The sequence below is a fragment of the Burkholderia sp. Bp9031 genome, from assembly GCF_003857965.1.
Lineage (GTDB): Bacteria > Pseudomonadota > Gammaproteobacteria > Burkholderiales > Burkholderiaceae > Burkholderia > Burkholderia ambifaria_A.
Window position 1 is genome coordinate 22720 of the sequence record NZ_QTPW01000013.1, and the last position, 23115, is coordinate 45834.

A 23115-nucleotide genomic window follows, 5' to 3' on the forward strand; every position below is an offset into this window, starting at 1 on the left:
AGCCGGATTGGAGGCCGAAACAATCGGCGTGTTGCGCAACGGTGCCGCGCGTGGGGGCGGCGCTCAGGCGCCCGTGCTGCCGGTCGCGCGGTGCGTGAGGACGCTCGGCCGGTCGCCACGCACGCCGAAGCGCGCGATCAGCGCGGGGATCGCATCGGCCGGCACGGGGCGCGAGAACAGGAAGCCCTGCGCCTCGATCTCGCCGAGCGCGGACAGCCAGGCGATCTGCTCCTCGGTCTCGGTGCCCTCGACGACGACCGTCAGGCCGAGCGAGCGCGCGAGATGCACGATCGACGACACCATCACGCACACGCTGCGATCGTTCGGGATCGCCTGCACGAACGAGCGATCGACCTTCAGCGTGTCGACGGAGAAACGGTGCAGGTACGACAGCGACGAATAGCCGGTGCCGAAATCGTCGAGCGCGATCCGGATGCCGAGCTTCTTCAACGCGACGATCTTCTCGGACACGAGCTCCGGATATTCCATCATCGCGGTCTCGGTGATCTCGAGTTCGAGCCGGTTCGCGTCGATGCCGGTGTCCTGCAGCGCCAGGGAAATCGTCTCGATCAGGTCGCCGCGCCAGAACTGCACCGGCGAGATGTTGATCGCGAGCGTCAGGGTGTCGTGGCCGTCGTCGCGCCAGCGCGCGATCTGTTCGCACGCGGTGCGGATCACGAAGTCGCCGATCGGCACGATCAGGCCCGTCGATTCGGCGATCGAAATGAATTCGTTCGCGGAGATGATTCCATGCTCGGGGTGGTCCCAGCGCGCGAGCGCCTCGAAGCCGGTGATCGTGCGGTGCGTCAGGTCGATCTTCGGCTGGTACGCGAGGAACAGCTGCCCTTCGGCGAGCGCGACGCGCAACTGCTGCTCCCAGCGCATCAGGTGGTCCGCGCGGTGCGACAGGTGCGGCGCGTAGAACTGATAGCAGTTCTTGCCGGCGTCCTTCGCGCTGTACATCGCGAGGTCGGCCTTCTTCAGCAGGTCGATCTCGCTCTCGTTCGCGACGGTGTGCAGCGCGATGCCGATGCTCGCATGCAGCACGAACGAACTGCCGCGCACGTCGAACGGATCGCTGAACATCCGGATGATCGCTTCCGCGAGCCGCACCGCGCGCCGCTCGACGTCGTCGCCCTTCATCACGACCACGAACTCGTCGCCGCCGATCCGCGCGAGCGACCCTTCGTCGCCGACGGCGTCCGACAGGCGCGACGCGGTCATCTGCAGCACGATGTCGCCGGCGTTGTGGCCGAGCGTGTCGTTGACGGTCTTGAAGTTATCGAGGTCGATGAACAGCAGGCCGAGCCGCGACAGGCTGGTCGGCATCGCCACGTCGTTGCGCAGCCCGCGCAGCGTCGCGTAGCGGTTCGCGAGCCCGGTGAGCAGGTCGTATTCGGCGAGCTGGGTCATCTCGCGCTCGCGGCCGAGCAGCTTGCCGATCAGCCCCGTTGCGACGCCGAAGAACGCGAGCATCGCGAGCGTGATGAAGCTCGACATCAGCAGATAGACGTTGCGCGTGTGGTAGTAGTCCGTGAATTCCTCGCTCTGCGACAGCCCCACCATCACCGCGAGCGGGTAGCCGTCGAGGTGGCGGTACGACACGATGCGCATCACGCCGTCGATCGGGTCGATGATCGTGCCCGTCACGCGCTCGGCGATCGGGTAGACACCCGATGCGGAGAACGCACCCGGTGCGTTGTTGACCGAGCCGGTGCGCCGCGCCAGCACGGCGCCCGTGTCGGACACCACGGCGATCACGCCTTCCTTGCCGATCGCCGCGTTGTTGTAGAAGTCGTTCGTGAAGTAGCTTGGGTCTTCCGACACGACGACGATGCCCGCGAAGCTGCCGTCGGGGTTGTTCAGGCGCCGCGTCATCTGCAGCGTCCAGTGGCTCGACACGCGGCCGAGCACGGGCTTGCTGATGTACAGGCGGTCGTCGTTGTGCGTGAGGTGGACCTTGAAGTGCTCGCGGTCGGACAGGTTGATCGGCTGCGGATGGCGTTCGGCCGTGTTCGCGAACAGGATGCCCTTCGCGTTGACGAGCGAGACCTGGATCAGCGTGTCGCTCGGTACGACACCTTTTTCGACCGCGCTCGCGAGGTTGAAGCGGGCGGGCGATTTCTCGAATTCGAACTTGACGAAGCGGGTGATCTGGTCGACCTGGTGGATCGCCTTGACCGTATGCTGCTCGAGCGCGGACGACAGGATCGCCGCGGATGCCGCCGCTTCCTTGTACGCGCTGTCCTTTTCGACCGCCAGCCGCGCGATGATCACCGCCCATAGGAGCGCGAGCGCCAGCATCCCGAGCAGCGGGATCGCGAACAGCGCGCGCCGGCGCGACTTGCGCGGTGCGCGCAGCGGCCGAGTCGGCGGCGTGTGGTTTGTCCGGGCGGAGCTCATCGAAAAAGGGTGGCGCCTGCTCTCGTTTGCCACCCTCTCAAGATGGGTGGCTATGGTTGGGGCCGCACCGGCGTCTGTTCGTTCGCGGGATGCGCAACCATGGACAGACCCGCCGAAGCGACGGATTAGGCCCGATATTACTGGCTGGAACGTTTTTGCGATAGCCGGGGGAACCGTAGGGCGCCAGCCGGGTCGACGCCATCGCACATGGCGAAACGTCAGGCAGGCGCCTGGAACGTGCCGTCCACGACCGTCACGACGTGGCCGCCGATCCAGATCGTGCCGTCGTCGTCATAGCGAACGGCAATGCGGCCTTCGCGGCCGATCGCCGTGCCCTGGCGGGCCGTGTACGACGGGCCGGGGCGGCGCTGCTGGCGGCTCAGCAGCCCGGCCAGCGCGGCGTTCGCGCTGCCGGTGACGGGGTCCTCGCCGGTGCCGAAACTGCCGCCCGCCATCAGGCAGCGAATTTCGAACGTCGCGGGGCCGCCGTCGGGGTGGGGCGCATAGGCCGCGAGGCCGTGCGCGCCGTAGCGGTGGGTGATGGCCTCGAGTGCGGCCGGATCGGGCGCGAGGCCGATGCAGGCCTCGGCCGACGTGAGCCGCACGACGAGCCACGGCGCGCCGTTGTTGACCGCGCACGGTTCGGCGTCCGGATCGATCGCGTCGCTGCGTAACGCGGCAGCCAGCGCCGGGTAGTCCGAACGGTCGAGCGGCGTGAACCGTGCGGGCGGCGCGGCAAATGCCCAGCCATCGGCCTGCTCGCGCAGTTCGACCCGGCCGACCCCGCATTGCTGGATCAGCCGGCCCGGCGTGCGCGGCCGCGCGCCGCTTTCGAGAAACGCGTGTGCGGTGCCGAGCGTCGGGTGGCCGGCGAACGGCAGTTCGCCGCCCGGCGTGAAGATCCGGACGCGGTAATCGGCCTCCGGATCGGTCGGCGCGCACACGAACGTCGTTTCCGACAGGTTCGTCCAGCGGGCGATCGCGAGCATGTCGTCGTCGCCGAGCGGGTCGGCGTCGAACACGACCGCGAGCGGGTTGCCCTTGAACGGCACCGACGTGAAGACGTCGACCTGTTTGAAGCGGACGCGGCGGCTGGTCATCGTGACGATTGCGTGACGAGGTTTACGTCGCTCAGGCGACTTCGGCGATCAGTTCGATCTCGACGCATGCGCCGAGCGGAATCTGCGCGACGCCGAATGCCGAACGCGCGTGCTTGCCCGCGTCGCCGAACACTTCGGCGATCAGTTCCGACGCACCGTTCGTGACGACGTGCTGTTCGGTGAACTCGAGCGTCGAGTTGACGAGGCTCATCAGCTTCACGATGCGCGTGACCTTGTTCAGGTCGCCGGTGTGCGCGTGCAGCGTCGCGAGCAGGTCGATCGCGATCGAGCGCGCGGCCGCCTTGCCGTCTTCCGTCTGCAGGTCGGCGCCGAGCTTGCCGGCCCAGACCTTGCCTTCCTTCTTCGCGATGTGGCCCGACAGGTAGACCGTGTTGCCGCTTTGCGCGCTCATCACGTAGGCGGCGGCCGGTGCGCCGGCGGTCGGGAGCTCGATGCCGAGCGACTTCAGCTTGTCGTAGACGTTAGCCATGTGTTCGATTCCTCGTAGAGAGTCGTGACAGGGAAAAAGGGGATCAGAGACGCTCGCGCAGCAGCTTGCCGAGGCGCGCGACGCCTTCCTCGATCTTCTCCGGCGGCACCGTCACGAACGACAGGCGCAGCGTGTTCTGCTGCGGGTCGTTCGCGAAGAACGGCGCACCCGGCACGAAGGCGACATGGTCGGCGACCGCCGCCTCGAGCAGCTTCATGCTGTCGATCTGCGCCGGCAGGTTCACCCAGATGAACATCCCGCCGTCCGGGCGGTTCCACGTGACGCCTTCCGGCATGTGTCGTGCGAGCGACGCGAGCATCGCTTCGCATTGCGCGCCGTACAGCTGGCGGATCGTCGGGATGTGCTCGTCGAGGAAGCCGTCCTTGATCACTTCGTGCGCGATGCGCTGCGTGAGCGTCGGCGTGTGGAGGTCGGTGGCCTGCTTGGCCTGCACGAGCTTGAAGTGGAGTTCTTCGGGGGCAATGATGTAGCCGATGCGCAGGCCCGGTGCGAGCACCTTCGAGAACGTGCCGAGGTGCACGACGTGGTCCGGTGCCATCGACAGCATCGTCGGCAGCGGCTCGCCCTGGTAGTTCAGCGCGCCGTACGGGTCGTCTTCCAGCACCGGGAACGGGCTCGACTGCGCGAACGCGGCGAGCGCGCGGCGGCGCTCGACGGGCAGGCGGCGGCCGGTCGGGTTCTGGAAGTTCGGCTGCGCGTACAGCAGGCGCGCGCCTTGCGTGAGATCGGGCGTGAGGCCTTCGGGCAGCAGGCCCTGCTCGTCGGTCGGCACCTGCACGTAGCGCGGCTCGTACAGCGAGAACGACTGCAGCGCGCCGAGGTAGGTCGGCGTTTCGACGAGGATCGGGCTGTTCGGGTCGATCAGCGCCTTGCCGAGCAGGTCGAGCGCCTGCTGCGAGCCGGTCGTGATCAGCACCTGCGACACGCGCACGCTGTAGCGCTCGGCGATCCATTCGCGCAGCGGCAGGTAGCCTTCGGTCGCGCTGTACTGGAGAGCGGCGGCGGGCGCATCGCGCAGCACGCGGTCGGCCGCGGCACGCATGCGTTCGGCCGGGAACGTCGCGGGAGCGGGCAGGCCGCCTGCGAACGAGATGACCTCGGGGCGTTCCGTGACCTTCAGGATCTCGCGGATCGCAGAGCTCGTCAGCTTGCGGGCGCGTTCGGAAAGCTGCCAGTGCGGCGGGTGCAGGTCGCTCGGATTCATAGTCTCCTCGTTCGGATATCGTGGTCAGTCAAGAAAGGTCGATCAGGCAGATCGTGTCGACGCGGCCGGATGGGCACGCGGGAGCACGATCGGGCCGTCGCGGCCGGGTGGGCAGAACCGTTCAGGCAAAACGGACATTATGGCGCACCTCATCAACCGGCGCGAGCGGGACGCGGGGCCGTGGCCACCGCCGAGCGCCGGCCGAGCATCACGGTCGCGATCACGGCGGCCGCGAACAACCACGTCGACGGCGTCACCGTTTCGCCGAACAGCAGCGCGGAAAAGGCGATCGTGAAGAAGATCTGCAGCAGTTGTACCTGGCCGACGCGCGCGATGCCGCCGATGGCAAGCCCCGCATACCACGCGAAAAAGCCGATGAACTGCGAAAAAAGGGTCACGTAGCCGAACGCGAGCCACGTGCGCAGCGCGAGCGGGGCGGGATGCGCGACGTGCTGAGTCCACGCGAGCCAGCCGACCGGCAGCACGAGGAACGGCGCGGATACGACGAGCGCCCAGCAGATCACCTGCCAGCCGCCGATCTGGCGCGCGAGGCGCGCGCCTTCCGCATAGCCGAGCGCGCCGATGCCGACCGCGACGAGCATCAGCGCATCGCCGGCCTGCACCGTGCCGCCGCCGTCGCGCAGCGCGAATGCGATCACGAGCGCGCTGCCCGCCAGCGCGCTGGCCCAGAACGCCTTCGACGGCCGTTCGTGCGACAGCCACGCCGCGTACAGCGCGACGAACAGCGGCTGCAGCCCGTTGACCACCGCGCCGTGCGACGCCGGCACGGTTTTCATCGCCCATGCGGAGAACACCGGGTACGCGATGATCACGCCGGCCGACACGACCGCGAGGCTTTTCAGCTGCGCGCGCGTCGGGAGCCGTTCGCGGCGCCACCACAGCAGCAGGCCGGCCGGCACCGACGCGGCAAGCGCGCGGCCGAGCCCGTTGAGCAGCGGATTGAGTTCGGAGACGACGATCCGCGTCATCGGCAGCGTCAGGCTGAAGATCATCACGCCGATCAGGCCGAGCAGCATGCCCCGGGTTTCGCGCGAATTCATGTACTGGGTGTCTCCGTATTGCTGGGTTCGTGTAATCGAGGGGCGGCCGGGCGGTCAGCGCAGCGTGCGTGTGCCTTGCGGCGTATCGAATTCGGCGACGAGCGCGGGCGGGCCGTCGCCGGTTTCGAGGTCGAGCAGATGGTCGGCGCCGAGCCAGTCGAGCTGCTCGCGAATCGTGTCCGCACGCGGGTGGACGCCCTTGAGCGCCTTCAGCGCGACGCCGTGGTTCGGCAGCGATTCGGCCGGATGGTGCGGGCTGTCCCACTGGATCAGCGACGGCGCGAGGCCGTCGCCGGCGCCCTGCCACGCGGGGAACGCGCCGTCGTCGGGCACCGTGAGGCCCCAGCTCAGGTCGCCGCGCCGCATCGCGACGACCGGCGCGATGCGCGCCGGGTACTGGCTTTGCCACAGCGCGAGCTGGCGAGGGCGGTCGACGCGCGCGACCCAGTGCGCGAGGAACGGGCCCTGCGCAAGCCGTGCGTGCATCGCCGGGTCGTCGAGGGCGAACAGCCGCGCGCGCGGCGGCGTGGCGTCGTCGCCGGTGGCGGGGGCGTCGGGATCGATCGCGATCACTTCGAGGTACAGCCCGCCCCACGCACCGAACAGCGCGTTATGGGTGCGCATCAGCGGATGGCGGCCGCCGCCGGCCGGTTCGATGCCGAGCGCGTCGGCGACATGGCGCACGCCGTCGTCGAGCGTGCGCGCGGCGATCACGAGATGGTCGAGGGTCAGGGAGCGGGCTGGCATGAACGTCGGTCGGGAAACGAAAGTGTCATGGTGGGCGGGCGATATGCCGGGCGGCTGCGCGGCCGGCCGGTGCCCGGCTGCGATGCGCGCCGGGCGGTGCTGCCCCGCGTGCGGCAGGGCCGGAACGGCGGCCGCACGATCGCCATTGCGGTCAACTGTAATCGTCGCCACCGGCACAGTAACGGTACAATCGGCGCGATACCCTTCGGTACAGTTGGAGCTGCAACCCATGTCCACCGTCCCTCTCGCCCAGATTCCCGTCCCGCACGATACGGCCACGCTCACGCTTGTCGACCAGCTCGTCCAGTGGGCGCGGCGCCGTATCGACGAACGCGTGTTCCGGCCCGGCATGCGGATGCCGTCGATCCGCAAGCTCGCGCTCGACAAGAGCGTGTCGCGCTTCACCGTGGTCGAGGCGTACGAACGGCTCGTCGCGCAGGGCTACCTCGACTCGCGGCGCGGCTCGGGCTTCTACGTGCGCGAGCGCACGGCCGCGGGGCCGCAGCTGGCCGACAACGTCGTGCGCGTGGCCGAGGCCGCGCCGGTGCACAACACGATCGACGTCGTCTGGCTGCTGCGCAACATGCTGCATACCGTCAGTCCGGAAAAGGGGCCGGGTCTCGGTTACCTGCCGGGCCGCTGGCTCGACGGCGAGCTGATTACCGGCGCGCTGCGCGCGCTCGGGCGCCAGTCCGGCGCGCAGATGCTCGGCTTCGGCACCGCGCAGGGCTTCCTGCCGCTGCGCCAGCAATTGCAGACGCGGCTCGCGGAAGTCGAGATCGGCGCGAAGCCCGAGCAGCTCGTGCTGGTGTCGGGCATCACGCAGGCGATCGACCTGATCTCGCGGATCTACGTGCGCCCCGGCGATGCGGTGATCGTCGGCGACCCCGCGTGGTTCCAGATGTTCGGTCGCTTCGCGTCGCAGGGCGCGCAACTGGTCGGCATGCCGTACACGCCCGACGGCCCCGATCTCGACGCGCTGGAAACGCTCGTGCAGATGTGGCGGCCGAAGATGCTCGTGATCAATTCGGTGCTGCAGAATCCGACCGGCACGTCGCTGTCGGCCGCGCAGGCGTTCCGGATCCTGAAGCTCGCGGAGGCATACGACTTCCTCGTCGTCGAGGACGACGTGTACGGCGACCTGTGCCCGCCGAGCTATCCGGCCACGCGACTCGCGAGCCTCGACCAGTTGAAGCGCGTGATCTACCTCGGCAGCTATTCGAAGACGCTCGCGGCGAATTTGCGGGTCGGTTATGTCGCGTGCGCGCCCGAGATCGCGAAGGCGATCACCGACCAGAAGATGCTGGTCGGGATGACGACGCCGGAGCTCAACGAGCGCGTGCTTTACAAGATCCTGACCGAAGGGCATTACCGGCGCCACGTCGAGCGGCTGCGCGCACGGCTCGACGGCGTGCGCGACAAGACCGCGCGGATGCTCGAGCGCACCGGGCTGCGGCTCTTCACGATGCCGGCGGCGGGGATGTTCCTGTGGGCCGATACCGGTGTCGACTCGGACGCGCTCGCGGCTGCCGCGCATGAGGAAGGGTTCCTGCTGACACCGGGGAGCCTGTTCTCGCCGCAGCAGTCGTCGTCGACGTGGACGCGCTTCAACGTCGCGAACTGCGGCGATCCGGCGCTGCCGGGGTTTCTCGCGCGTTATATCGAGTCGGCTGCGCGGCGCGCGTCGTGATGGCGGGCGGCTCGCCGCCCCTTGAAATCCGGCCGCCCGGCCCCAGATACCCGCGCAAACCGCTTGCGCCGGGCGGTCGTCCTTGACGGGCTCGCCGGCATCGCGCGCCGGGCACCCGCGCCACACCATTCAAGTTCAAGTAAGAGGAAACAGCATCCATGGCACACGAAACGATGAGCTTTCAGGCAGAGGTCAAGCAACTCCTCCACCTGATGATCCATTCGCTCTACAGCAACAAGGAAATCTTCCTGCGCGAACTGGTGTCGAACGCGTCCGACGCGTCCGACAAGCTGCGTTTCGAAGCGCTCGCGGACAACGCGCTGTACGAGAACGATCCGAACCTGCGCATCCGCATCGGCTACGACAAGGCCGCGCGCACGATCACGATCGATGACAACGGCATCGGCATGAGCCGCGACGAGGCGATCGCGAACCTCGGCACGATCGCGCGCTCGGGCACCAAGGAATTCTTCACGAAGCTATCGGGCGACCAGCAGAAGGATGCGGCGCTGATCGGCCAGTTCGGCGTCGGCTTCTACTCGGGCTTCATCGTCGCCGACAAGATCACCGTCGAGACGCGCCGCGCCGGCCTGCCGGCGAACGAAGCCGTGCGTTGGGAAAGCGCGGGCGAGGGCGATTTCACGATCGACGCGATCGAGCGCGCACAGCGCGGCACGACGATCACGCTGCACCTGCGCGAAGGCGAGGACGAGCTGCTGTCGTCGCATCGCCTGAAGTCGATCATCCAGAAGTACTCCGATCACATCGCGCTGCCGATCCTGATGCACAAGGAAGAGTGGGATCAGGAAAAGGGCGAGATGGTCCTGAAGGACGAGGACGAAACCGTCAACCAGGCGAGCGCGCTGTGGACGCGTTCGAAGAGCGACGTCACCGACGAGCAGTACACGCAGTTCTACCAGCACATCGCGCACGACCACCAGGATCCGCTCACGTGGACGCATAACCGCGTCGAGGGCCGCAGCGAATACACGCAACTGCTGTTCGTGCCGTCGCACGCGCCGTTCGACCTGTGGAACCGCGACTACCGCGGCGGCCTGAAGCTGTACGTGAAGCGCGTGTTCATCATGGACGACGCCGAGCAGCTGCTGCCGCAATACCTGCGCTTCGTGAAAGGTGTCGTCGACTCGGCCGACCTGCCGCTGAACGTGTCGCGTGAAATCCTGCAGGAAAGCCGCGACGTAAAGGCGATCCGCGAAGGCGTGACCAAGCGCGCGCTGTCGATGCTCGAGGAGCTCGCGAACGCGGAAGAGGATGCCGGCAAGGAGAAGTACAAGACGTTCTGGAGCGCGTTCGGCCAGGTGCTGAAGGAAGGTCTCGGCGAGGATCACGCGAACCGCGAGCGCATCGCGAAGCTGCTGCGCTTCGCATCGACACACGGCGACACCGATGCGCAGGACGTGTCGCTCGCCGACTACGTGTCGCGCATGAAGCCCGAGCAGAGCAAGATCTACTACGTGACCGCCGATACGTGGCAGGCCGCGAAGAACAGCCCGCATCTGGAAGTGTTCCGCAAGAAGGGCGTCGAGGTGCTGCTGCTGACCGACCGCGTCGACGAATGGATGCTGTCGTTCCTGCATGAATTCGACGGCAAGCCGCTCGCGAGCGTCGCCCGCGGCGATCTCGACCTCGGCGAGCTGAACGACGAGGAAAAGAAGGCGCAGGAGCAGGCGGGCGAGGCGGTCAAGCCGGTCGTCGAGAAGATGAAGGAAGCGCTCGGCGACAAGGTGAAGGAAGTGCGCGTCACGTTCCGCCTGACCGATTCGCCGTCGTGCCTCGTCGCGGACGACAACGACATGAGCGGCTACCTGCAGCGGATGCTGAAGGCGGCCGGCCAGAACGCGCCGGCGATGCAGCCGATCCTCGAGATCAACCCGGACCATGCGCTCGTGAAGCAGCTGAACGCCGACAGCGCCGATTTCGGCGACTGGTGCCATCTGCTGTTCGACCAGGCGTTGCTGGCCGAAGGCGGGATGCTCGACGATCCGGCGAGCTTCGTGAAGCGGACCAACGCGCTGCTGCTGTCGCGCACCGCGTGAACACGCGGATGCGATTCGACGGCGCACAGGCGGGCTGGCGCGAAACGCCCCGGCCCGGCTGCACGCTCGACCAGCGCGACTGGTTGACGCGCGGCGGTTCGCTGACCGCGCATCTCGCGCGGCTCGGCAGCGTGAACGTGCGTGTGACGCGCGAGGCCGTCGACTGCCCGTGGTTCGACGAGCCGGACGCGCTCGACAGTGCACCGCGCGCGCCGATGTGGGTGCGCGAGGTGATCCTGTCGGTCGACGGCACGCCGTACGTCGCCGCGCACAGCCTCGCGCCGCTCGCGGCCAGCAAGGGCGTGTGGCAGGCCATGCGGCGGCTGCGCACGCGGCCGCTGGCGGAGCTGCTGTACAGCGATCCGCAGGTCGAGCGCTCGGCGCTCGTCAGCCGGCGCGTGATCGCCGGCCATCCGCTGTATGCGCTGGCGAGCCATGCGCTTGGCGGTGCGCGAGCACCGCACGCGTTCGCCGCGCGGCGCTCGGTGTTCCAGCGTCACGGCAAGCCGTTGATGGTGACCGAGTGCATGCTGCCCGCGCTGTGGCGGCATCTCGACGCGCACGGCGATGGGCCCGGATCCGTCGGGTCGCGCGGAGCGGTGTGATGCTGCAAGGCTTTCCGCCGGTCGTCGCGCCGAATACGCACACGATGATCCTCGGCAGCTTTCCGGGCGAGGCGTCGCTCGATGCCGCGCAGTACTACGCGCATCCGCGCAATCAGTTCTGGCGACTGTTGGGCGCGGTGCTCGGCGAGCCCGCGCTGCACGAGCTCGCGTATGACGCGCGGCTCGAGCGCGTGCTGTCGCACGGCATCGGCATCTGGGACGTCCTCGATGCATGCCATCGCCAAGGCAGTCTCGACTCCGCGATCCGCCATGCGAAGCCGAACGACTTCGCGTCGTTGCGTGAACATGCGCCGTTGCTGGAGAAAGTGTGCTTCAACGGCAAGACGGCGGGGCGGTTTGCCGACGTAATCGGTGAGGCCGGTTATGAGACGCTCGTGCTGCCGTCGTCGAGCCCGGCGAATGCGATGCTGTCGTTCGAGCAGAAATTGCATCTCTGGCGCGCGATTGCGATTAACCCGTAGCGTGTCAGGCAGCGGGCTTCCTCGCCCGCTGCTTGCCGTGGGACCGGATCACTCCCCATGCACCGCGCGCAGAGTGGGATCAGCCTACAACGTAACCCCGTCCAGCTCCGTATATGTGCGATGCAGCCATACCTTGACGCGCTGCCGCTCCAGCAAGCCGAGCCCGGTGGCGGCACGGTCCGGATGATTGACCGCCGCCCAGAAGCTGGCGCTCTGTCGATCGATCTTCTGCATGGTCGTATCGGGCAGGCGGCGCAGCGTTATTACGCTGGCGCCAAGCCCTTCGGCCCGTTCGCGCTCGCCGGATGCCTCCAGGATCTCGAAACGATCGCCGCGCACTTCGTTTAGCACGAGTATCAGCTTGATTCGTCCGCCGAACTCGTCGAGCCACCGCCGTAACAGGTCGACCGAATCGCGTCCGGTGTCCATGACGTGCCACCACGTGAGCGTGAGGTTGTGTTCTTCGGCAAAACCGAACACGTCCGAATCGTCGAGCCATTCGGCGAGCGACTGCTGCGTCTGGGCGGCGAGATCGACCAGAATGCGTCGCTGCGGATCTTCGACGGCCGATTCCAGGACGGGATCGAGGCTGTCATGCTGGTCGAGAACGGCAGGCGCGGCGAAGTCCGAATAGAACCGCAGCAGCGCGCCATGCGATCGGTCGGTATCGAAGCCCAGGAAGGGCACGCTCCGATCGATGAAATACTGGGCTAGCACGCGAGCGGCGAGCGATTTGCCCACGCCGCCTTTTTCCCCGCCAATGAAGTGGATGTGACTCATGCTTACGGATCCCGTGTGGTGGAGCAGGTATGGCTGAAACCGACGTTAGCAGGTTTCGGTGACGTAACGACGAAACAGCTCACGTCGAAACGAAATGCGTGCGTGGCAGCAGCATGCTGTGTGATCGACAGCGGTGTCAAACCGGACAAAATATCAATCAGTTCTGGCGACTGTTGGGCGTGGCGCTCGGCGAGCCCGCGCTGCGCGAGCTCGCGTATGACGCGGGGCTCGAACGCGTGCTTTCGCACGACATCGGCATCTGGGATGTCCTCGACGCATGCCATCGTCAAGGCAGTCTCGATTCCGCGATCCGCCATGCGAAGCCGAACGACTTCGCGTCGTTGCGCGAGCATGCGCCGTTGCTGGAGAACGTGTGTTTCAACGGGAAGACGGCGGGGCGCTTCGCCGACGTGATCGGCGAGGCCGGCTACACGACGCTCGTATTGCCTTCGTCGAGCCCCGCGAACGCGATGCTGTCGTTCGAACGGAAACTCTCGCATTGGCGCGGGATTCTTTCCTGAGGTTGTCCGCCCGGATGGCGGCGCAACGTATCGCGATGTGCCGAACGAAATGAACGACCCACCATCGCCGAGGAAACGGCACCGCCGCGCGCGGGCGCGGCGGCAAGCGCGCGGCGGCGATTCCGGCGCCGCGATCCGTGACGAAAACCGTTGGAGATGCGCGAGGCGAGCCTAGTTCGGCAGCAGCGAACCGCTTCGAATCGGCGTGGCGCCCGCGACGCACGCGACTTCCAGCCCCGCGGTGGCGAAGCGCGTGCGTTGCCGCGCATACAGCACGCCAGCGACGGCGTTCGCGACCGTGACGACGCGGCCGGTCAGCGGGTCGACGATATCGGCGATCGGCTCACCGGGTTCGACCCAGACACCGAGCGGCGCACGGAACACGAGCACGCCGGAGATCGGCGCGACGAGCGGTTCGCTGCCGGAGAATGGCGTGGCCGCGAATGCGAGTTCCGGCAGCGGCGCGGGCGTGCCGTCGATGACGCCGCGCAGCGTCAGGTATTCGACGATCGCGTTCGCGTCGCGCTCGGCAAATGCGTAGCTCACGTCCGCCTGGCCGCGCAGCTCGATCGTCACCGAGATCGAACCATGGGGAATCGGATAGCGTTCGCCGTAACGGGCACGCAGCTCGGACCAACTGAAGCTGTGAATCTCGTCGAACGGATTGCCGATCGAATTGAGCGCGAGCAGCGACGTCTTCGCATCGAGATAGCGCGCGAGCGGCTCGACGTCGGGCCACGTGTCGGGATTCGTGAACAGATGCATCGCCGCTTCGAAGTCGCAGTGCAGGTCGAGCACGACGTCGGCGTCATATGACAGGCGCTGCAGCGCGAGGCGCTGCGATTCGAGCTCGGTGGCCGGCGTTTGCTCGTCGAGCGCTTCGCGCATCGCGGCGCGCACGGCGAGCAGGTTCTGTTGCGCGTCATCGGTCAGGCGAGACTCGATGCGCGGCATCACGAGTTCGGCCAGGTGATGGAAGTTGCGGTTGAAGTTCGCCGCGGTGCCGCTTTCGAAGCGGCCGACCATGTGGCCGAGCAGCCGCTGGTTGAGGCCGATCGGATTGGGTACCGGCACGATGACGATTTCGCCGCGCAGCCTGCCCGCCGTCTCGAGGGCGTCAAGGCGTTTGCGCAGTTCCCATGCGACCAGCATGCCCGGCAGTTCGTCGGCATGCAGCGACGACTGGATGTAGATCTTCTGTCCGCCCGTCGGACCGTAGTGGAAGCTCGTCAGTTGCCGCTCGGTGCCGAGCGACGGGGAAATCAGCGGATGGGTTCGTGTTTGCATGATGGTGTGAATGTGCAGGACGCCATACGGGCGCGGGGCGCGCCCGCGCCATTGCCTGTCAGCTGCCGTACACGTCGAAGCTGAAGTATTTGGCTTCGATCTTCTTGTATGTGCCGTCCTGGATCATGTCGGCCATCGCCTTGTCGATCTTCGCCTTCAGGTCGGTGTCTTCCTTGCGCAGGCCGATGGCGGCGCCGTGCCCGAGCGCGCCCTTCGGATCGCTCAGGTCGCCGCCCGTGAACGCGAAGCCCGTTCCGCGCGCGGTCTTCAGGAAGCCCATGTCGGCCTGTACCGCGTCCTGCAACGCTGCGTCGAGACGGCCCGAGACCAGATCCGCATACACCTGGTCCTGATCCTGGTACGGCACGATCTGCACGCCCAGCGGCGCCCAGTTCGCCTTCGCGTACGCTTCCTGGATCGTTCCCTGCTCGACGCCGATCGTCTTGCCCTTCAGCGATTCCGGCGTGGGTTTCAGATTCGCGCCCTTCTTCGCGACGAGCCGCGTCGGCGTGTGGAACAGCTTCGTCGAAAATGCGATCTGCGCTTCGCGCTGCGGCGTCATCGACATCGACGACAGCACGCCGTCGAACTTCCGTGCCTTCAGCGCCGGGATCATGCCGTCGAACGCGCTCTCGACCCACGCGCACTTCGCGTTCAGGCGCTTGCAGATCTCGTTGCCCAGATCGATGTCGAAGCCGACCAGCTTGCCGTCCGTGCTCTTCGATTCGAACGGTGCATAACTCGCATCGACGCCGAACCGGACGGTGGACCACTCCTTGGCGGAGGCGGAGGTTGCGATCGCCAGGATCGCGATGCACAGGGCAAGCTTCTTCATCGACTTGGAATTTCAAATAGGATCGTCAGCGCGCCCTGGCAGGGCGCAGCACATTCAACCGGGCTGTTTCATCAGCCTAGTTGTATATACAAGATAACGAATTGGAGAGAGTGACAGAAGTGGGGTTTTCGCTGACAGCACGCAGCACACCTTCCTATTCGACGGGCCTTGCGCGTGAAATGACATTCGGCGCAGGAATCGGAACGGTCGGTTGAAATTATTAATGTATATACAACTTGAGTGCTGTGGCGGGAGTTTGACGATCCGCGGCGTTACGGCGGCTTGCGCCGTTTGCGTCATGCGGGGCTGTCATCCGACTTGGCGACGCAGCCGGGTCGCGCAGCGGGAGCCACTTCGGCTGCCGTGACCGTGTCACGGCTGCGCATCACTTCGGGATCGGCCGCTCCACGGAATCATGAGCGTGCCGCTCGCCGTGCCTCGTCAGGCGGCGAACACGACTTCGATGTGCCCTTCGACGTCCGACTGACGGTCCGGCCCGACGACAATCTGCACGTCGCGCCCGAGCTTCGCCAGACATTCGAGCATCTTCGTTTCGCTCACACCGCGAAACTGCCCGCGCAGCATGTTCGACAGCTTCGGCTGCGTCATGCCAAGCAACCGGGCCGCGTGTTGCTGCGTCCATTTGCGGGCCTTGATGATCTCCGCGATCTTGGCGGCGAGCTGGGCCTTCACACGCATTTCGTCGGCATCGCGCATACCCAGATCAGCGTAGACGTTTCCGCTGCCCTGTTCGATTTCGATTATCGCTTTTCTCCCTTTGCGTGAGCTTCGGCCGCTTTCGGACGTTCGCGGATCAGGTCGCCGGCCGGCTTCGGTGTCGCGATGCCGCTCGATGATTTTTTCTGGAAGCAGTGCAGCACGTACACGCTGTTCCCGAGCTTCACCGTATATACGGCACGGTACGCGCCGTTGTCTTCCGATTCCACGATCTCGAGCACACCGGCCGATCCGAATCCTCTCAATGGCTTGGCCTGATCGTGCTTGCGTCCCGTCTGTGCCAGGTACAGCGCATAGCCGAACGTGTCCTGCACGGTTTCGGGCATCGCCTTCAGGTCCTTGCGCGCCGAGCCGAGCCAGTAGAGCGGTCTGGTGTATGGATCCATCGACGAATTTATCCCTATTTGGGTATATTTCAAGGCGCGCGCGGCAGCACGGTGCAGCCGTTCGTACGCGGCGTCAGGAGCGGGGCAGGCAGGCGGCGAACGCCGACAGCGGATGTCGGTTCGGCATTTGAGTGCGTGGTGTGGAACGCGAGCGCGCATGCGATATTCCGGCCCGCGGCCGTTCCTTCACATTCTTGCGTCGCGTGGAGACTTGGGACAATTCGGCCGTTCCGCGTGCGTCGCGTACGTATCGCGCCAGACGATCAATCGTCCTTGCCCCATCTCCACCGAGGCTTCTCGCCCTTGAGCCAGCAAACGGCGGTCAGCAGCGCGACCAGCACCACGATGCAGGCGCCGTATGCAAGCGGCGATCGTTGCGGCGGCAGAATCCATGCGGCGACGACGATCCCGATCGCGAACAGGAGCAACACGACCCACCCCTGCCATGCGACCGGCAAACCCCATCCCCATCCGTAGCGCTTTGCCGGAAACCAGATCTTCCTGTCGTTCGAGGTCATGTGCCCTCCATCGATTGCTGGATGTAGCGTAGTGCCGACGGGATGGGGCGTCATGCATGAGCGCGAGTGGGCCCGTCATGGCCGGCCCTCCACCAATGCTATCCTCTCGTCCGCTCATCCAGCATTACCCAGCGAGATTCAATCATGACCCGACTCATCAAGCGCGCATCCGCCGAGGCGCGCGCGTTCAAGCAACGCAAGGCGTCCGCCTACAACGGTTCCGACAAGCTCCAGCCGCCGCGCGTGAAGCGCCGCCCGGAGATCGACGAACACGACGACGTGCCCGTCCTCGACGCGCCGCGCAAGCCGCGCTTCGCGCCCGTCACGTTCTCGGAAGAGCGCGGCGTGCGTTTCCTGCACTTCGGTACCGAATGGGTGCAGGGCGCAATGCGGATCTCGAAGCCGCTCGCCATCGAACTCGAATACGCGCAGCAGATGATGGCGTGGCTGCTGTTCCTCGAAACGCCGAAGCGGATCGTCCAGCTCGGCCTCGGCACCGGCGCGCTGACCAAGTTCTCGCACCGCTTCCTGCCGCACGCGAAGGTCGAGGCCGTCGAACTGAATCCGGCCGTGATCGTCGCGGCGCGCACGATGTTCGCGCTGCCGCCCGATGACGACCGCCTCGTCGTGCACGAAGCCGACGCATGGGATTTCGTCAACGATCCGGCCAATCGCGGCACCACGGGCGCGCTGCAGATCGACCTGTACGACGCGACCGCGCGCGGCCCGGTGCTCGACAGCGTCGCGTTCTACCGCGCGGTGCGCGGCTGCCTCGCCGACGCGGGCATCGCGACGATCAACCTGTTCGGCGACCATCCGAGCTTCGTGCGCAATATGAAGCACCTGAACGCGGCATTCGATCATCGCGTGATCGCGCTGCCGGAAGTGCACGACGGCAACCGGATCGCGATCGCGTTCTCGGGCCCCGCGCTCGACGTGTCGTTCGCGCAGCTGGAAGCACGCGCGAAGCTGATCGAGGACACGCTGAAGCTGCCCGCGCGCAAGTGGGTGAAAGCTTTGAAAGAAACGACGGGCGCACGCGAATCCGCGTTCGCGATCTGACGCTCATGCGCCGGCCGCATGCCGGTGCAACCGCGCGACTGGGGGCGGATCACCTCGGGTTCGCCCCCGCTTGACCGCGCGCTCGCGGCTCCTATACTGGCGCGAAGCCAGGGGAGCCGCAGCCTACCCGTTTTGCGCTCCTCTCGGTGCCGTACCCGCTCAACAAGATCGATAACCGGGAAACAAGAGGAGACGTCATGGCTCACGATGCCGACGCCAACCGAGCCGCCAAGCGCTGGCTCTGGCTACTGGTACTGCCGCTGATCGCGATGGTCTGGGTACCGTCGTACAGCAAGATCGAACCGCAGTTGTTCGGTTTTCCGTTTTTCTACTGGTACCAGCTGCTGTGGGTCTTCATCAGCGCGGTGATTACCGCGTTCGTGTACTTCAAGACCAGGAACGCGTGGAAGGCGAGCGGCCCGCAAGGAGGTGCGCGATGAATCTCGGCGCAACCTTCGTCTTCGTCCTGCTGTTCATCGGCGTCACGATCATCGGTTTTCTGGCCGCGAACTGGCGGCGCGGCGATCTCGCCCATCTCGACGAATGGGGCCTCGGCGGACGCCGCTTCGGCACGATCGTCACGTGGTTCCTGCTCGGCGGCGATCTCTATACGGCCTATACGTTCGTCGCGGTGCCCGCGCTCGTGTTCGGCGCCGGCGCGATGGGCTTCTTCGCGCTGCCTTACACGATCCTGATCTATCCGTTCGCGTTCGTCGTGTTCCCGAAACTGTGGAGCATCGCGAAGCGGCACGGCTACGTGACGGCCGCCGACTTCGTGAACGCGCGCTACGGCAGCCGGATGCTCGCGCTCGCGATCGCGGTGACGGGCATCCTCGCGACGATGCCGTACATCGCGCTGCAGCTCGTCGGCATCGAAGTCGTGATCGGCGCGCTCGGCTTCGACACGACCGGCTTCGTCGGCGACCTGCCGCTCATCATCGCGTTCGCGATCCTCGCCGCGTACACGTACACGTCGGGCCTGCGCGCGCCCGCGATGATCGCGATCGTCAAGGACATCCTGATCTACATCACGATTGCCGCTGCGGTCATCGTGATCCCGGCGAAGCTCGGCGGCTTCGGGCACATCTTCGCGAGCGTGCCGCCCGCGAAGCTGCTGCTGAAGGCGCCCGACGCGATGAGCCTGAACGGCTACAGCGCGTACGCGACGCTCGCGATCGGCTCGGCGCTCGCGCTGTTCCTGTATCCGCACTCGGTGACGGCGATCCTGTCGTCGTCGTCCGGCAACTCGATCCGCCGCAACATGGCGATGCTGCCCGCGTACTCGTTCGTGCTCGGCCTGCTTGCGCTGCTCGGCTACATGGCGCTCGCCTCGGGCGTGAAGGACATGCCGCAGTACGCGCCGTACTTCAAGGCGTTCGGCCCGAACTTCGCGGTGCCCGCGCTGTTCCTCGAGTACTTCCCGTCGTGGTTCGTCGGCGTCGCGTTCGCGGCGATCGGCATCGGCGCGCTGGTGCCGGCGGCGATCATGTCGATCGCGGCCGCGAACCTGTACACGCGCAACATCCACCGCGAGTTCGTGAACCGCAACATGTCGCACGACCAGGAGACGCACGTCGCGAAGCTCGTGTCGCTGATCGTGAAGGTCGGCGCGGTCGCGTTCATCCTCGGGCTGCCGCTGACCTACGCGATCCAGCTGCAGCTGCTGGGCGGGATCTGGATCATCCAGACGCTGCCCGCGATCGTGCTCGGCCTGTACACGCGCGTGCTCGACCATCGCGGCCTGCTGGCGGGCTGGGCGGCCGGCATCGTGTGCGGTACGTGGATGGCGATCTCGCTGAAGCTGGCCAGCTCGATCTTCACGATCCACCTGTTCGGTGTCGCGATTCCCGGCTACGCGGCCGTGTGGTCGCTGGTCGTGAACCTGGTGGTGGCGGTGGTGGTGAGCGTGCTGGTGCGCGCGATGGGCATGGCGCATGCGGAGGACCGCACGCGGCCGGAAGACTATCTCGACGTCGTTGAGGGCTGATACGGGCGGCGCGGCCGCGGGCCGCGCATCGCGCCACAACAACAACACCCGCCGCTGCGAAGCGGCGGGCGTTTTCGCTGGCGTCAGCCCTGTGCGCGTTTGGCGAGATCCTCGCGCTGCGACAGATCCTCGACGTTGACCATCCAGTGCACGCCGAAGCGATCCTTCGCCATCCCGAAGCCGAGCGCCCAGAACGTCTTGCCGAACGGCATCGTCACTTCGCCGCCGTCGGCGAGCGCATCGAACAGCTTCCGGCCTTCCTCGACCGTCGCCGGGTTCAGCGACAGCGAATAGCCGGCGTGCGTGCCGCCGCCTGGCTGGCTGCAGTCGCCGTCCGAGCACATGATCATCGAGTCGCCGATCGTGAAGCTCGCATGCATCACCTTGTCGGCCATCTCCGGCGTCATCGGGTAATCGGGATTCGGCGGCGCATCCTTGAAATGCATCTTGAACATCGTCTTCGCGCCGAGCGCCTTTTCGTAGAACTGAAGGGCTTCTTCCGCGCGGCCGTAGAACGTCAGATACGGTTGGACTTGCATCGTTGTCTCCTGTTGACCGGGCCGGCGTGTCGGTGCCGGCCCGGGTACTTCCAAGATTGACCGGGAAGAGCGCACCAGGATGCGGCCGGCGCACTCGTGACGTGGATTGTAGTGCGCGCGCCTGACGATGGAATGAAAAATAAAACGGCCGCGAACACGTTGTTCGCGGCCGTTCGCAGCGCTTGCTGACGGCTGTTGTCAGGCTTGCTGACAGTTCAACTGACAGCGCCGACGTGCAGTGCGGCTCAGCGCAGCGCGTCGATCAGCTTCTCGAGCTTTACCGCATCGGCGGCGAACACGCGGATGCCTTCGGACAGTTTTTCCGTCGCCATCGCCTCGTCGTTCAGCTGGAAGCGGAACGACGCCTCGTCGATCGCGACGCGCTCGGCCGGCTTGTCGTGCAGCGCGTCCGGCGACAGCTTGCGCTCGACCGTGTCGTTGCTGTCGTGCAGCTTCTGCAGCAGGTCGGGGCTGATCGTCAGCAGGTCGCAGCCCGCGAGCTCGGTGATCTGGCTCGTCGTGCGGAAGCTCGCGCCCATCACTTCGGTCTTGTAGCCGAACGTCTTGTAGTACGTGTAGATGCGGCGCACCGACTCCACGCCCGGGTCGTTCGCGCCGCCGTTCTTCGCTTCATCCCAATCGGCGCCGGCCTGCTTCTTGTACCAGTCGTAGATGCGGCCGACGAACGGCGAGATCAGCTGCGCGCCGGCTTCCGCGCACGCGGCGGCCTGCACGAGCGAGAAAAGCAGGGTCATGTTGCACTTGATCCCTTCCTTCTGCAGCACTTCGGCCGCGCGAATGCCTTCCCACGTCGACGCGAGCTTGATCAGGATGCGCTCGCGGCCGATGCCGGCGGCTTCGTACAGCTTGATGAGTTCGCGACCCTTGTCGATCGAGCGCTGCGTGTCGAACGACAGGCGCGCGTCGACCTCGGTCGACACGCGGCCCGGGATCAGCTTCAGGATCTCGGTGCCGAATGCGATCAGCAGGCGGTCGATGATGAAATCGGTGCTTTCGTTGCGGTGATCGCGGACGGTTTTCTCGAGGATCGGCTTGTACGCGTCCTTCTGGACGGCCTTCAGGATCAGCGACGGGTTCGTGGTCGCGTCCTGCGGCTTGTATTGCGCAAGCTGCTGGAAATCGCCCGTGTCGGCGACGACGGTCGTGTACTGCTTCAGCTGGTCGAGTGCGGTAGTCATGGCGATTCGGAAGAAGGGCGCGGGGCGCCGGGTTCTCACGGGCCGCGCGAGCGCGGCGGCGAAGCGAGGCGGCACCGGATGCCGCCTCCGATCCATCATTTTAGGCCCGATTCGTGTCGCGCACGTTTTGGCATGCCCGACGTGCGTCGCGGTGGTCGGCGCGCCGCGTCACGCGGGCCGCCGTGCATTCAGGATCACCTGCGTGACGATCCCCGCGACGAGCCCCCAGAACGCCGAGCCGATCGACAGCAGCGTGAGTCCCGATGCGGTGACCATGAACGTGACGAGCGCGGCTTCGCGCTGCTTCACGTCCTGCATCGCGTTCGCAAGCCCGCTCATGATCGAGCCGAACAGCGCGAGCGCGGCGACCGACACGACGAGCGCCTTCGGCAGCGCCGCGAACAGCGCGGCGATCGTCGCGCCGAAGATTCCGGCGATCAAATAGAACGTGCCGCACCACACGGCGGCCGTGTAGCGCTTCGCGTGATCCTCGTGCGCTTCGGGGCCCGTGCAGATCGCGGCGGTGATCGCCGCGAGGTTCACGCCGTGCGAACCGAACGGTGCGAGCAGCAGCGATGCGAGGCCGGTGGTCGCGATCAGCGGCGACGACGGCGTCGAATAGCCGTCCGCGCGCAGCACCGCGATGCCCGGCACGTTCTGCGACGCCATCGCGACGACGAACAGCGGGATGCCGATGCTGACGATCGATGCGATCGAGAACGCGGGCATCGTGAACACCGGTTGCGCGAGCGCGATGTGGAAGCGGCTGAAGTCGAGCAGGCCGAGGCCGCCGGCCACCGCGGTGCCGACGATCAGCGTCGTGACGATCGCATAGCGCGGTGCGAGCCGCTTGACGATCAGATACGTGAAGAACATCGCGAGCACGAGCGCGGTCTGGAACTGCGCGGCGCGGAAGATCTCGATGCCGATCTCGAACAGGATGCCCGCGAGCAACGCGGCCGCGATGCCGGCCGGAATGCGCCGCATCAGCGTGTCGAACAGCCCGCTCACGCCGACGGCCGTCAGCAGCAGCGCGCACACGACGAACGCGCCGATCGCCTCGGCATACGGCACGCCGGGCAGCGACGCGATCAGCAGCGCGGCGCCGGGCGTCGACCAGGCGACCACGACCGGTGCGCGAAAGCGCAGCGACAGGCCGATCGTCGTCAATGCCATGCCGATCGACAGCGCCCAGATCCACGACGAGATCTGCGCATCGGTCAGGTGCGCGGCGCGGCCGGCCTGAAACATCAGCACGAGCGAGCTCGTGTAGCCCGTCATCATCGCGACGAAGCCGGCGACGAGCGCGGAGACGGACGTATCGGTGAAAAAGCGGCGGCCGCCGGCGCGGCCAGCGCTCGCGGTGGGCGAAGGGTTCATGCTATCTCCGGGGAAGGCCGCTC

General features: G+C 66.5%; 22 protein-coding genes and 1 pseudogene. 8 read left to right on the forward strand and 15 right to left on the reverse strand.

The genetic code is table 11. From position 1 onward, the window contains the following. Nucleotides 1-63 precede the first annotated feature (63 nt). From DIE15_RS18360 to DIE15_RS18390, 6 genes are all read right to left on the reverse strand, one after another. Complete coding sequence (locus DIE15_RS18360; protein ID WP_057929024.1) at nucleotides 64-2403, reverse strand: EAL domain-containing protein; 2340 nt, start codon at nucleotides 2401-2403, stop codon at nucleotides 64-66. A gap of 218 nt (nucleotides 2404-2621) precedes the next feature. Next, on the reverse strand, nucleotides 2622-3503 hold the full coding sequence (locus DIE15_RS18370; protein ID WP_124834020.1) for a PhzF family phenazine biosynthesis protein: 882 nt from the start codon (nucleotides 3501-3503) through the stop codon (nucleotides 2622-2624). Between the two features lie 31 nt (nucleotides 3504-3534). Further along, on the reverse strand, nucleotides 3535-4002 hold the full coding sequence (locus DIE15_RS18375) for a RidA family protein (protein ID WP_409364306.1): 468 nt from the start codon (nucleotides 4000-4002) through the stop codon (nucleotides 3535-3537). A 34-nt stretch (nucleotides 4003-4036) separates the two neighbouring features. Next, nucleotides 4037-5218 carry a PLP-dependent aminotransferase family protein gene (locus tag DIE15_RS18380; RefSeq protein ID WP_057929021.1) on the reverse strand — a complete coding sequence of 394 codons (1182 nt, stop codon included), beginning with the start codon at nucleotides 5216-5218 and terminating at the stop codon, nucleotides 4037-4039. Nucleotides 5219-5370: 152 nt separating this feature from the next. Further along, entirely contained in the window at nucleotides 5371-6279 is a 909-nt protein-coding gene (locus DIE15_RS18385) for a DMT family transporter (RefSeq protein WP_057929020.1), read from the reverse strand. A 54-nt stretch (nucleotides 6280-6333) separates the two neighbouring features. Further along, entirely contained in the window at nucleotides 6334-7026 is a 693-nt protein-coding gene (locus DIE15_RS18390; protein WP_124834021.1) for a VOC family protein, read from the reverse strand. A gap of 229 nt (nucleotides 7027-7255) precedes the next feature. On the opposite strand from DIE15_RS18390, the gene DIE15_RS18395 reads away from it, so the two are divergent. The 4 genes from DIE15_RS18395 to DIE15_RS18410 all read left to right on the forward strand — a co-directional run bounded on the left by DIE15_RS18395 (nucleotide 7256) and on the right by DIE15_RS18410 (nucleotide 11860). Next, nucleotides 7256-8716 (forward strand): PLP-dependent aminotransferase family protein, encoded by a 1461-nt coding sequence (locus DIE15_RS18395; RefSeq protein WP_057929018.1) that lies wholly within the window; start codon nucleotides 7256-7258, stop codon nucleotides 8714-8716. Nucleotides 8717-8874: 158 nt separating this feature from the next. Next, entirely contained in the window at nucleotides 8875-10773 is a 1899-nt protein-coding gene (gene htpG, locus DIE15_RS18400) for a molecular chaperone HtpG (RefSeq protein WP_124834022.1), read from the forward strand. Between the two features lie 8 nt (nucleotides 10774-10781). Continuing rightward, on the forward strand, nucleotides 10782-11378 hold the full coding sequence (locus tag DIE15_RS18405; RefSeq protein WP_057929043.1) for a chorismate lyase: 597 nt from the start codon (nucleotides 10782-10784) through the stop codon (nucleotides 11376-11378). Then, nucleotides 11378-11860 (forward strand): DNA-deoxyinosine glycosylase, encoded by a 483-nt coding sequence (locus DIE15_RS18410; RefSeq protein ID WP_124834023.1) that lies wholly within the window; start codon nucleotides 11378-11380, stop codon nucleotides 11858-11860. The genes DIE15_RS18405 and DIE15_RS18410 overlap by 1 nt, the downstream gene beginning before the upstream one ends. A gap of 84 nt (nucleotides 11861-11944) precedes the next feature. Here the strand turns inward: DIE15_RS18410 and DIE15_RS18415 are convergent, their stop codons facing one another. Next, nucleotides 11945-12640 carry a hypothetical protein gene (locus tag DIE15_RS18415; protein WP_057929015.1) on the reverse strand — a complete coding sequence of 232 codons (696 nt, stop codon included), beginning with the start codon at nucleotides 12638-12640 and terminating at the stop codon, nucleotides 11945-11947. Nucleotides 12641-12795: 155 nt separating this feature from the next. Between DIE15_RS18415 and DIE15_RS18420 the strand changes: the two are divergent. Next, nucleotides 12796-13161: pseudogene (locus tag DIE15_RS18420) on the forward strand (DNA-deoxyinosine glycosylase); the annotation flags it as partial. 171 nt (nucleotides 13162-13332) lie between these two features. Here the strand turns inward: DIE15_RS18420 and DIE15_RS18425 are convergent. From DIE15_RS18425 to DIE15_RS18445, 5 genes are all read right to left on the reverse strand, one after another. Then, nucleotides 13333-14448 carry a M14 family metallopeptidase gene (locus DIE15_RS18425; protein WP_057929013.1) on the reverse strand — a complete coding sequence of 372 codons (1116 nt, stop codon included), beginning with the start codon at nucleotides 14446-14448 and terminating at the stop codon, nucleotides 13333-13335. Between the two features lie 58 nt (nucleotides 14449-14506). Continuing rightward, nucleotides 14507-15283, reverse strand: coding sequence for an ABC transporter substrate-binding protein (locus DIE15_RS18430; RefSeq protein ID WP_124834024.1), 777 nt, complete (start codon nucleotides 15281-15283; stop codon nucleotides 14507-14509). A gap of 441 nt (nucleotides 15284-15724) precedes the next feature. Further along, nucleotides 15725-16048, reverse strand: coding sequence for a helix-turn-helix domain-containing protein (locus tag DIE15_RS18435; RefSeq protein WP_124834025.1), 324 nt, complete (start codon nucleotides 16046-16048; stop codon nucleotides 15725-15727). Beyond that, the gene (locus DIE15_RS18440) at nucleotides 16045-16407 is read right to left on the reverse strand and encodes a type II toxin-antitoxin system RelE/ParE family toxin (protein WP_185734499.1); all 363 of its coding nucleotides are present in this window, start codon (nucleotides 16405-16407) and stop codon (nucleotides 16045-16047) included. Before DIE15_RS18440 ends, DIE15_RS18435 begins: the two co-directional genes overlap by 4 nt. 263 nt (nucleotides 16408-16670) lie before the next feature. Next, the gene (locus DIE15_RS18445; RefSeq protein WP_124834026.1) at nucleotides 16671-16925 is read right to left on the reverse strand and encodes a hypothetical protein; all 255 of its coding nucleotides are present in this window, start codon (nucleotides 16923-16925) and stop codon (nucleotides 16671-16673) included. Nucleotides 16926-17069: 144 nt separating this feature from the next. Between DIE15_RS18445 and DIE15_RS18450 the strand changes: the two genes are divergently transcribed. The 3 genes from DIE15_RS18450 to mctP all read left to right on the forward strand — a co-directional run bounded on the left by DIE15_RS18450 (nucleotide 17070) and on the right by mctP (nucleotide 19974). After that, nucleotides 17070-17987, forward strand: a complete 918-nt coding sequence (locus DIE15_RS18450; protein WP_057929008.1) for a hypothetical protein — start codon at nucleotides 17070-17072, stop codon at nucleotides 17985-17987. 197 nt (nucleotides 17988-18184) lie between these two features. Continuing rightward, nucleotides 18185-18427 carry a DUF3311 domain-containing protein gene (locus DIE15_RS18455; protein ID WP_057929007.1) on the forward strand — a complete coding sequence of 81 codons (243 nt, stop codon included), beginning with the start codon at nucleotides 18185-18187 and terminating at the stop codon, nucleotides 18425-18427. Continuing rightward, nucleotides 18424-19974: a monocarboxylate uptake permease MctP gene (gene mctP / locus DIE15_RS18460; RefSeq protein ID WP_057929006.1), complete on the forward strand. Its 1551-nt coding sequence runs from the start codon at nucleotides 18424-18426 to the stop codon at nucleotides 19972-19974. The genes DIE15_RS18455 and mctP overlap by 4 nt, the downstream gene beginning before the upstream one ends. 83 nt (nucleotides 19975-20057) lie before the next feature. Here the strand turns inward: mctP and DIE15_RS18465 are convergent, their stop codons facing one another. The 3 genes from DIE15_RS18465 to DIE15_RS18475 form a co-directional block, all read right to left on the reverse strand. Then, nucleotides 20058-20513 (reverse strand): VOC family protein, encoded by a 456-nt coding sequence (locus tag DIE15_RS18465; protein ID WP_057929005.1) that lies wholly within the window; start codon nucleotides 20511-20513, stop codon nucleotides 20058-20060. Nucleotides 20514-20758: 245 nt separating this feature from the next. After that, nucleotides 20759-21712: a transaldolase gene (gene tal / locus DIE15_RS18470; protein ID WP_124834027.1), complete on the reverse strand. Its 954-nt coding sequence runs from the start codon at nucleotides 21710-21712 to the stop codon at nucleotides 20759-20761. A gap of 168 nt (nucleotides 21713-21880) precedes the next feature. Further along, nucleotides 21881-23092 (reverse strand): benzoate/H(+) symporter BenE family transporter, encoded by a 1212-nt coding sequence (locus DIE15_RS18475; protein ID WP_057929003.1) that lies wholly within the window; start codon nucleotides 23090-23092, stop codon nucleotides 21881-21883. Nucleotides 23093-23115 lie beyond the last annotated feature (23 nt).

Excerpts from the sequence above, each read along its gene's own strand:
- DIE15_RS18395 (WP_057929018.1), top strand. The coding sequence starts at position 7,256 with ATGTCCACCGTCCCTCTCGCCCAGATTCCCGTCCCGCACGATACGGCC.
- DIE15_RS18385 (WP_057929020.1), bottom strand. The coding sequence starts at position 6,279 with ATGAATTCGCGCGAAACCCGGGGCATGCTGCTCGGCCTGATCGGCGTG.
- DIE15_RS18370 (WP_124834020.1), bottom strand. The coding sequence starts at position 3,503 with ATGACCAGCCGCCGCGTCCGCTTCAAACAGGTCGACGTCTTCACGTCG.
- DIE15_RS18410 (WP_124834023.1), top strand. The coding sequence starts at position 11,378 with ATGCTGCAAGGCTTTCCGCCGGTCGTCGCGCCGAATACGCACACGATG.
- DIE15_RS18440 (WP_185734499.1), bottom strand. The coding sequence starts at position 16,407 with ATGGATCCATACACCAGACCGCTCTACTGGCTCGGCTCGGCGCGCAAG.
- DIE15_RS18455 (WP_057929007.1), top strand. The coding sequence starts at position 18,185 with ATGGCTCACGATGCCGACGCCAACCGAGCCGCCAAGCGCTGGCTCTGG.
- DIE15_RS18360 (WP_057929024.1), bottom strand. The coding sequence starts at position 2,403 with ATGAGCTCCGCCCGGACAAACCACACGCCGCCGACTCGGCCGCTGCGC.
- DIE15_RS18445 (WP_124834026.1), bottom strand. The coding sequence starts at position 16,925 with ATGACCTCGAACGACAGGAAGATCTGGTTTCCGGCAAAGCGCTACGGA.
- DIE15_RS18415 (WP_057929015.1), bottom strand. The coding sequence starts at position 12,640 with ATGAGTCACATCCACTTCATTGGCGGGGAAAAAGGCGGCGTGGGCAAA.
- DIE15_RS18425 (WP_057929013.1), bottom strand. The coding sequence starts at position 14,448 with ATGCAAACACGAACCCATCCGCTGATTTCCCCGTCGCTCGGCACCGAG.
- DIE15_RS18380 (WP_057929021.1), bottom strand. The coding sequence starts at position 5,218 with ATGAATCCGAGCGACCTGCACCCGCCGCACTGGCAGCTTTCCGAACGC.
- DIE15_RS18450 (WP_057929008.1), top strand. The coding sequence starts at position 17,070 with ATGACCCGACTCATCAAGCGCGCATCCGCCGAGGCGCGCGCGTTCAAG.
- htpG (WP_124834022.1), top strand. The coding sequence starts at position 8,875 with ATGGCACACGAAACGATGAGCTTTCAGGCAGAGGTCAAGCAACTCCTC.
- DIE15_RS18430 (WP_124834024.1), bottom strand. The coding sequence starts at position 15,283 with ATGAAGAAGCTTGCCCTGTGCATCGCGATCCTGGCGATCGCAACCTCC.
- DIE15_RS18475 (WP_057929003.1), bottom strand. The coding sequence starts at position 23,092 with ATGAACCCTTCGCCCACCGCGAGCGCTGGCCGCGCCGGCGGCCGCCGC.
- DIE15_RS18405 (WP_057929043.1), top strand. The coding sequence starts at position 10,782 with ATGCGATTCGACGGCGCACAGGCGGGCTGGCGCGAAACGCCCCGGCCC.
- DIE15_RS18465 (WP_057929005.1), bottom strand. The coding sequence starts at position 20,513 with ATGCAAGTCCAACCGTATCTGACGTTCTACGGCCGCGCGGAAGAAGCC.
- tal (WP_124834027.1), bottom strand. The coding sequence starts at position 21,712 with ATGACTACCGCACTCGACCAGCTGAAGCAGTACACGACCGTCGTCGCC.
- mctP (WP_057929006.1), top strand. The coding sequence starts at position 18,424 with ATGAATCTCGGCGCAACCTTCGTCTTCGTCCTGCTGTTCATCGGCGTC.
- DIE15_RS18390 (WP_124834021.1), bottom strand. The coding sequence starts at position 7,026 with ATGCCAGCCCGCTCCCTGACCCTCGACCATCTCGTGATCGCCGCGCGC.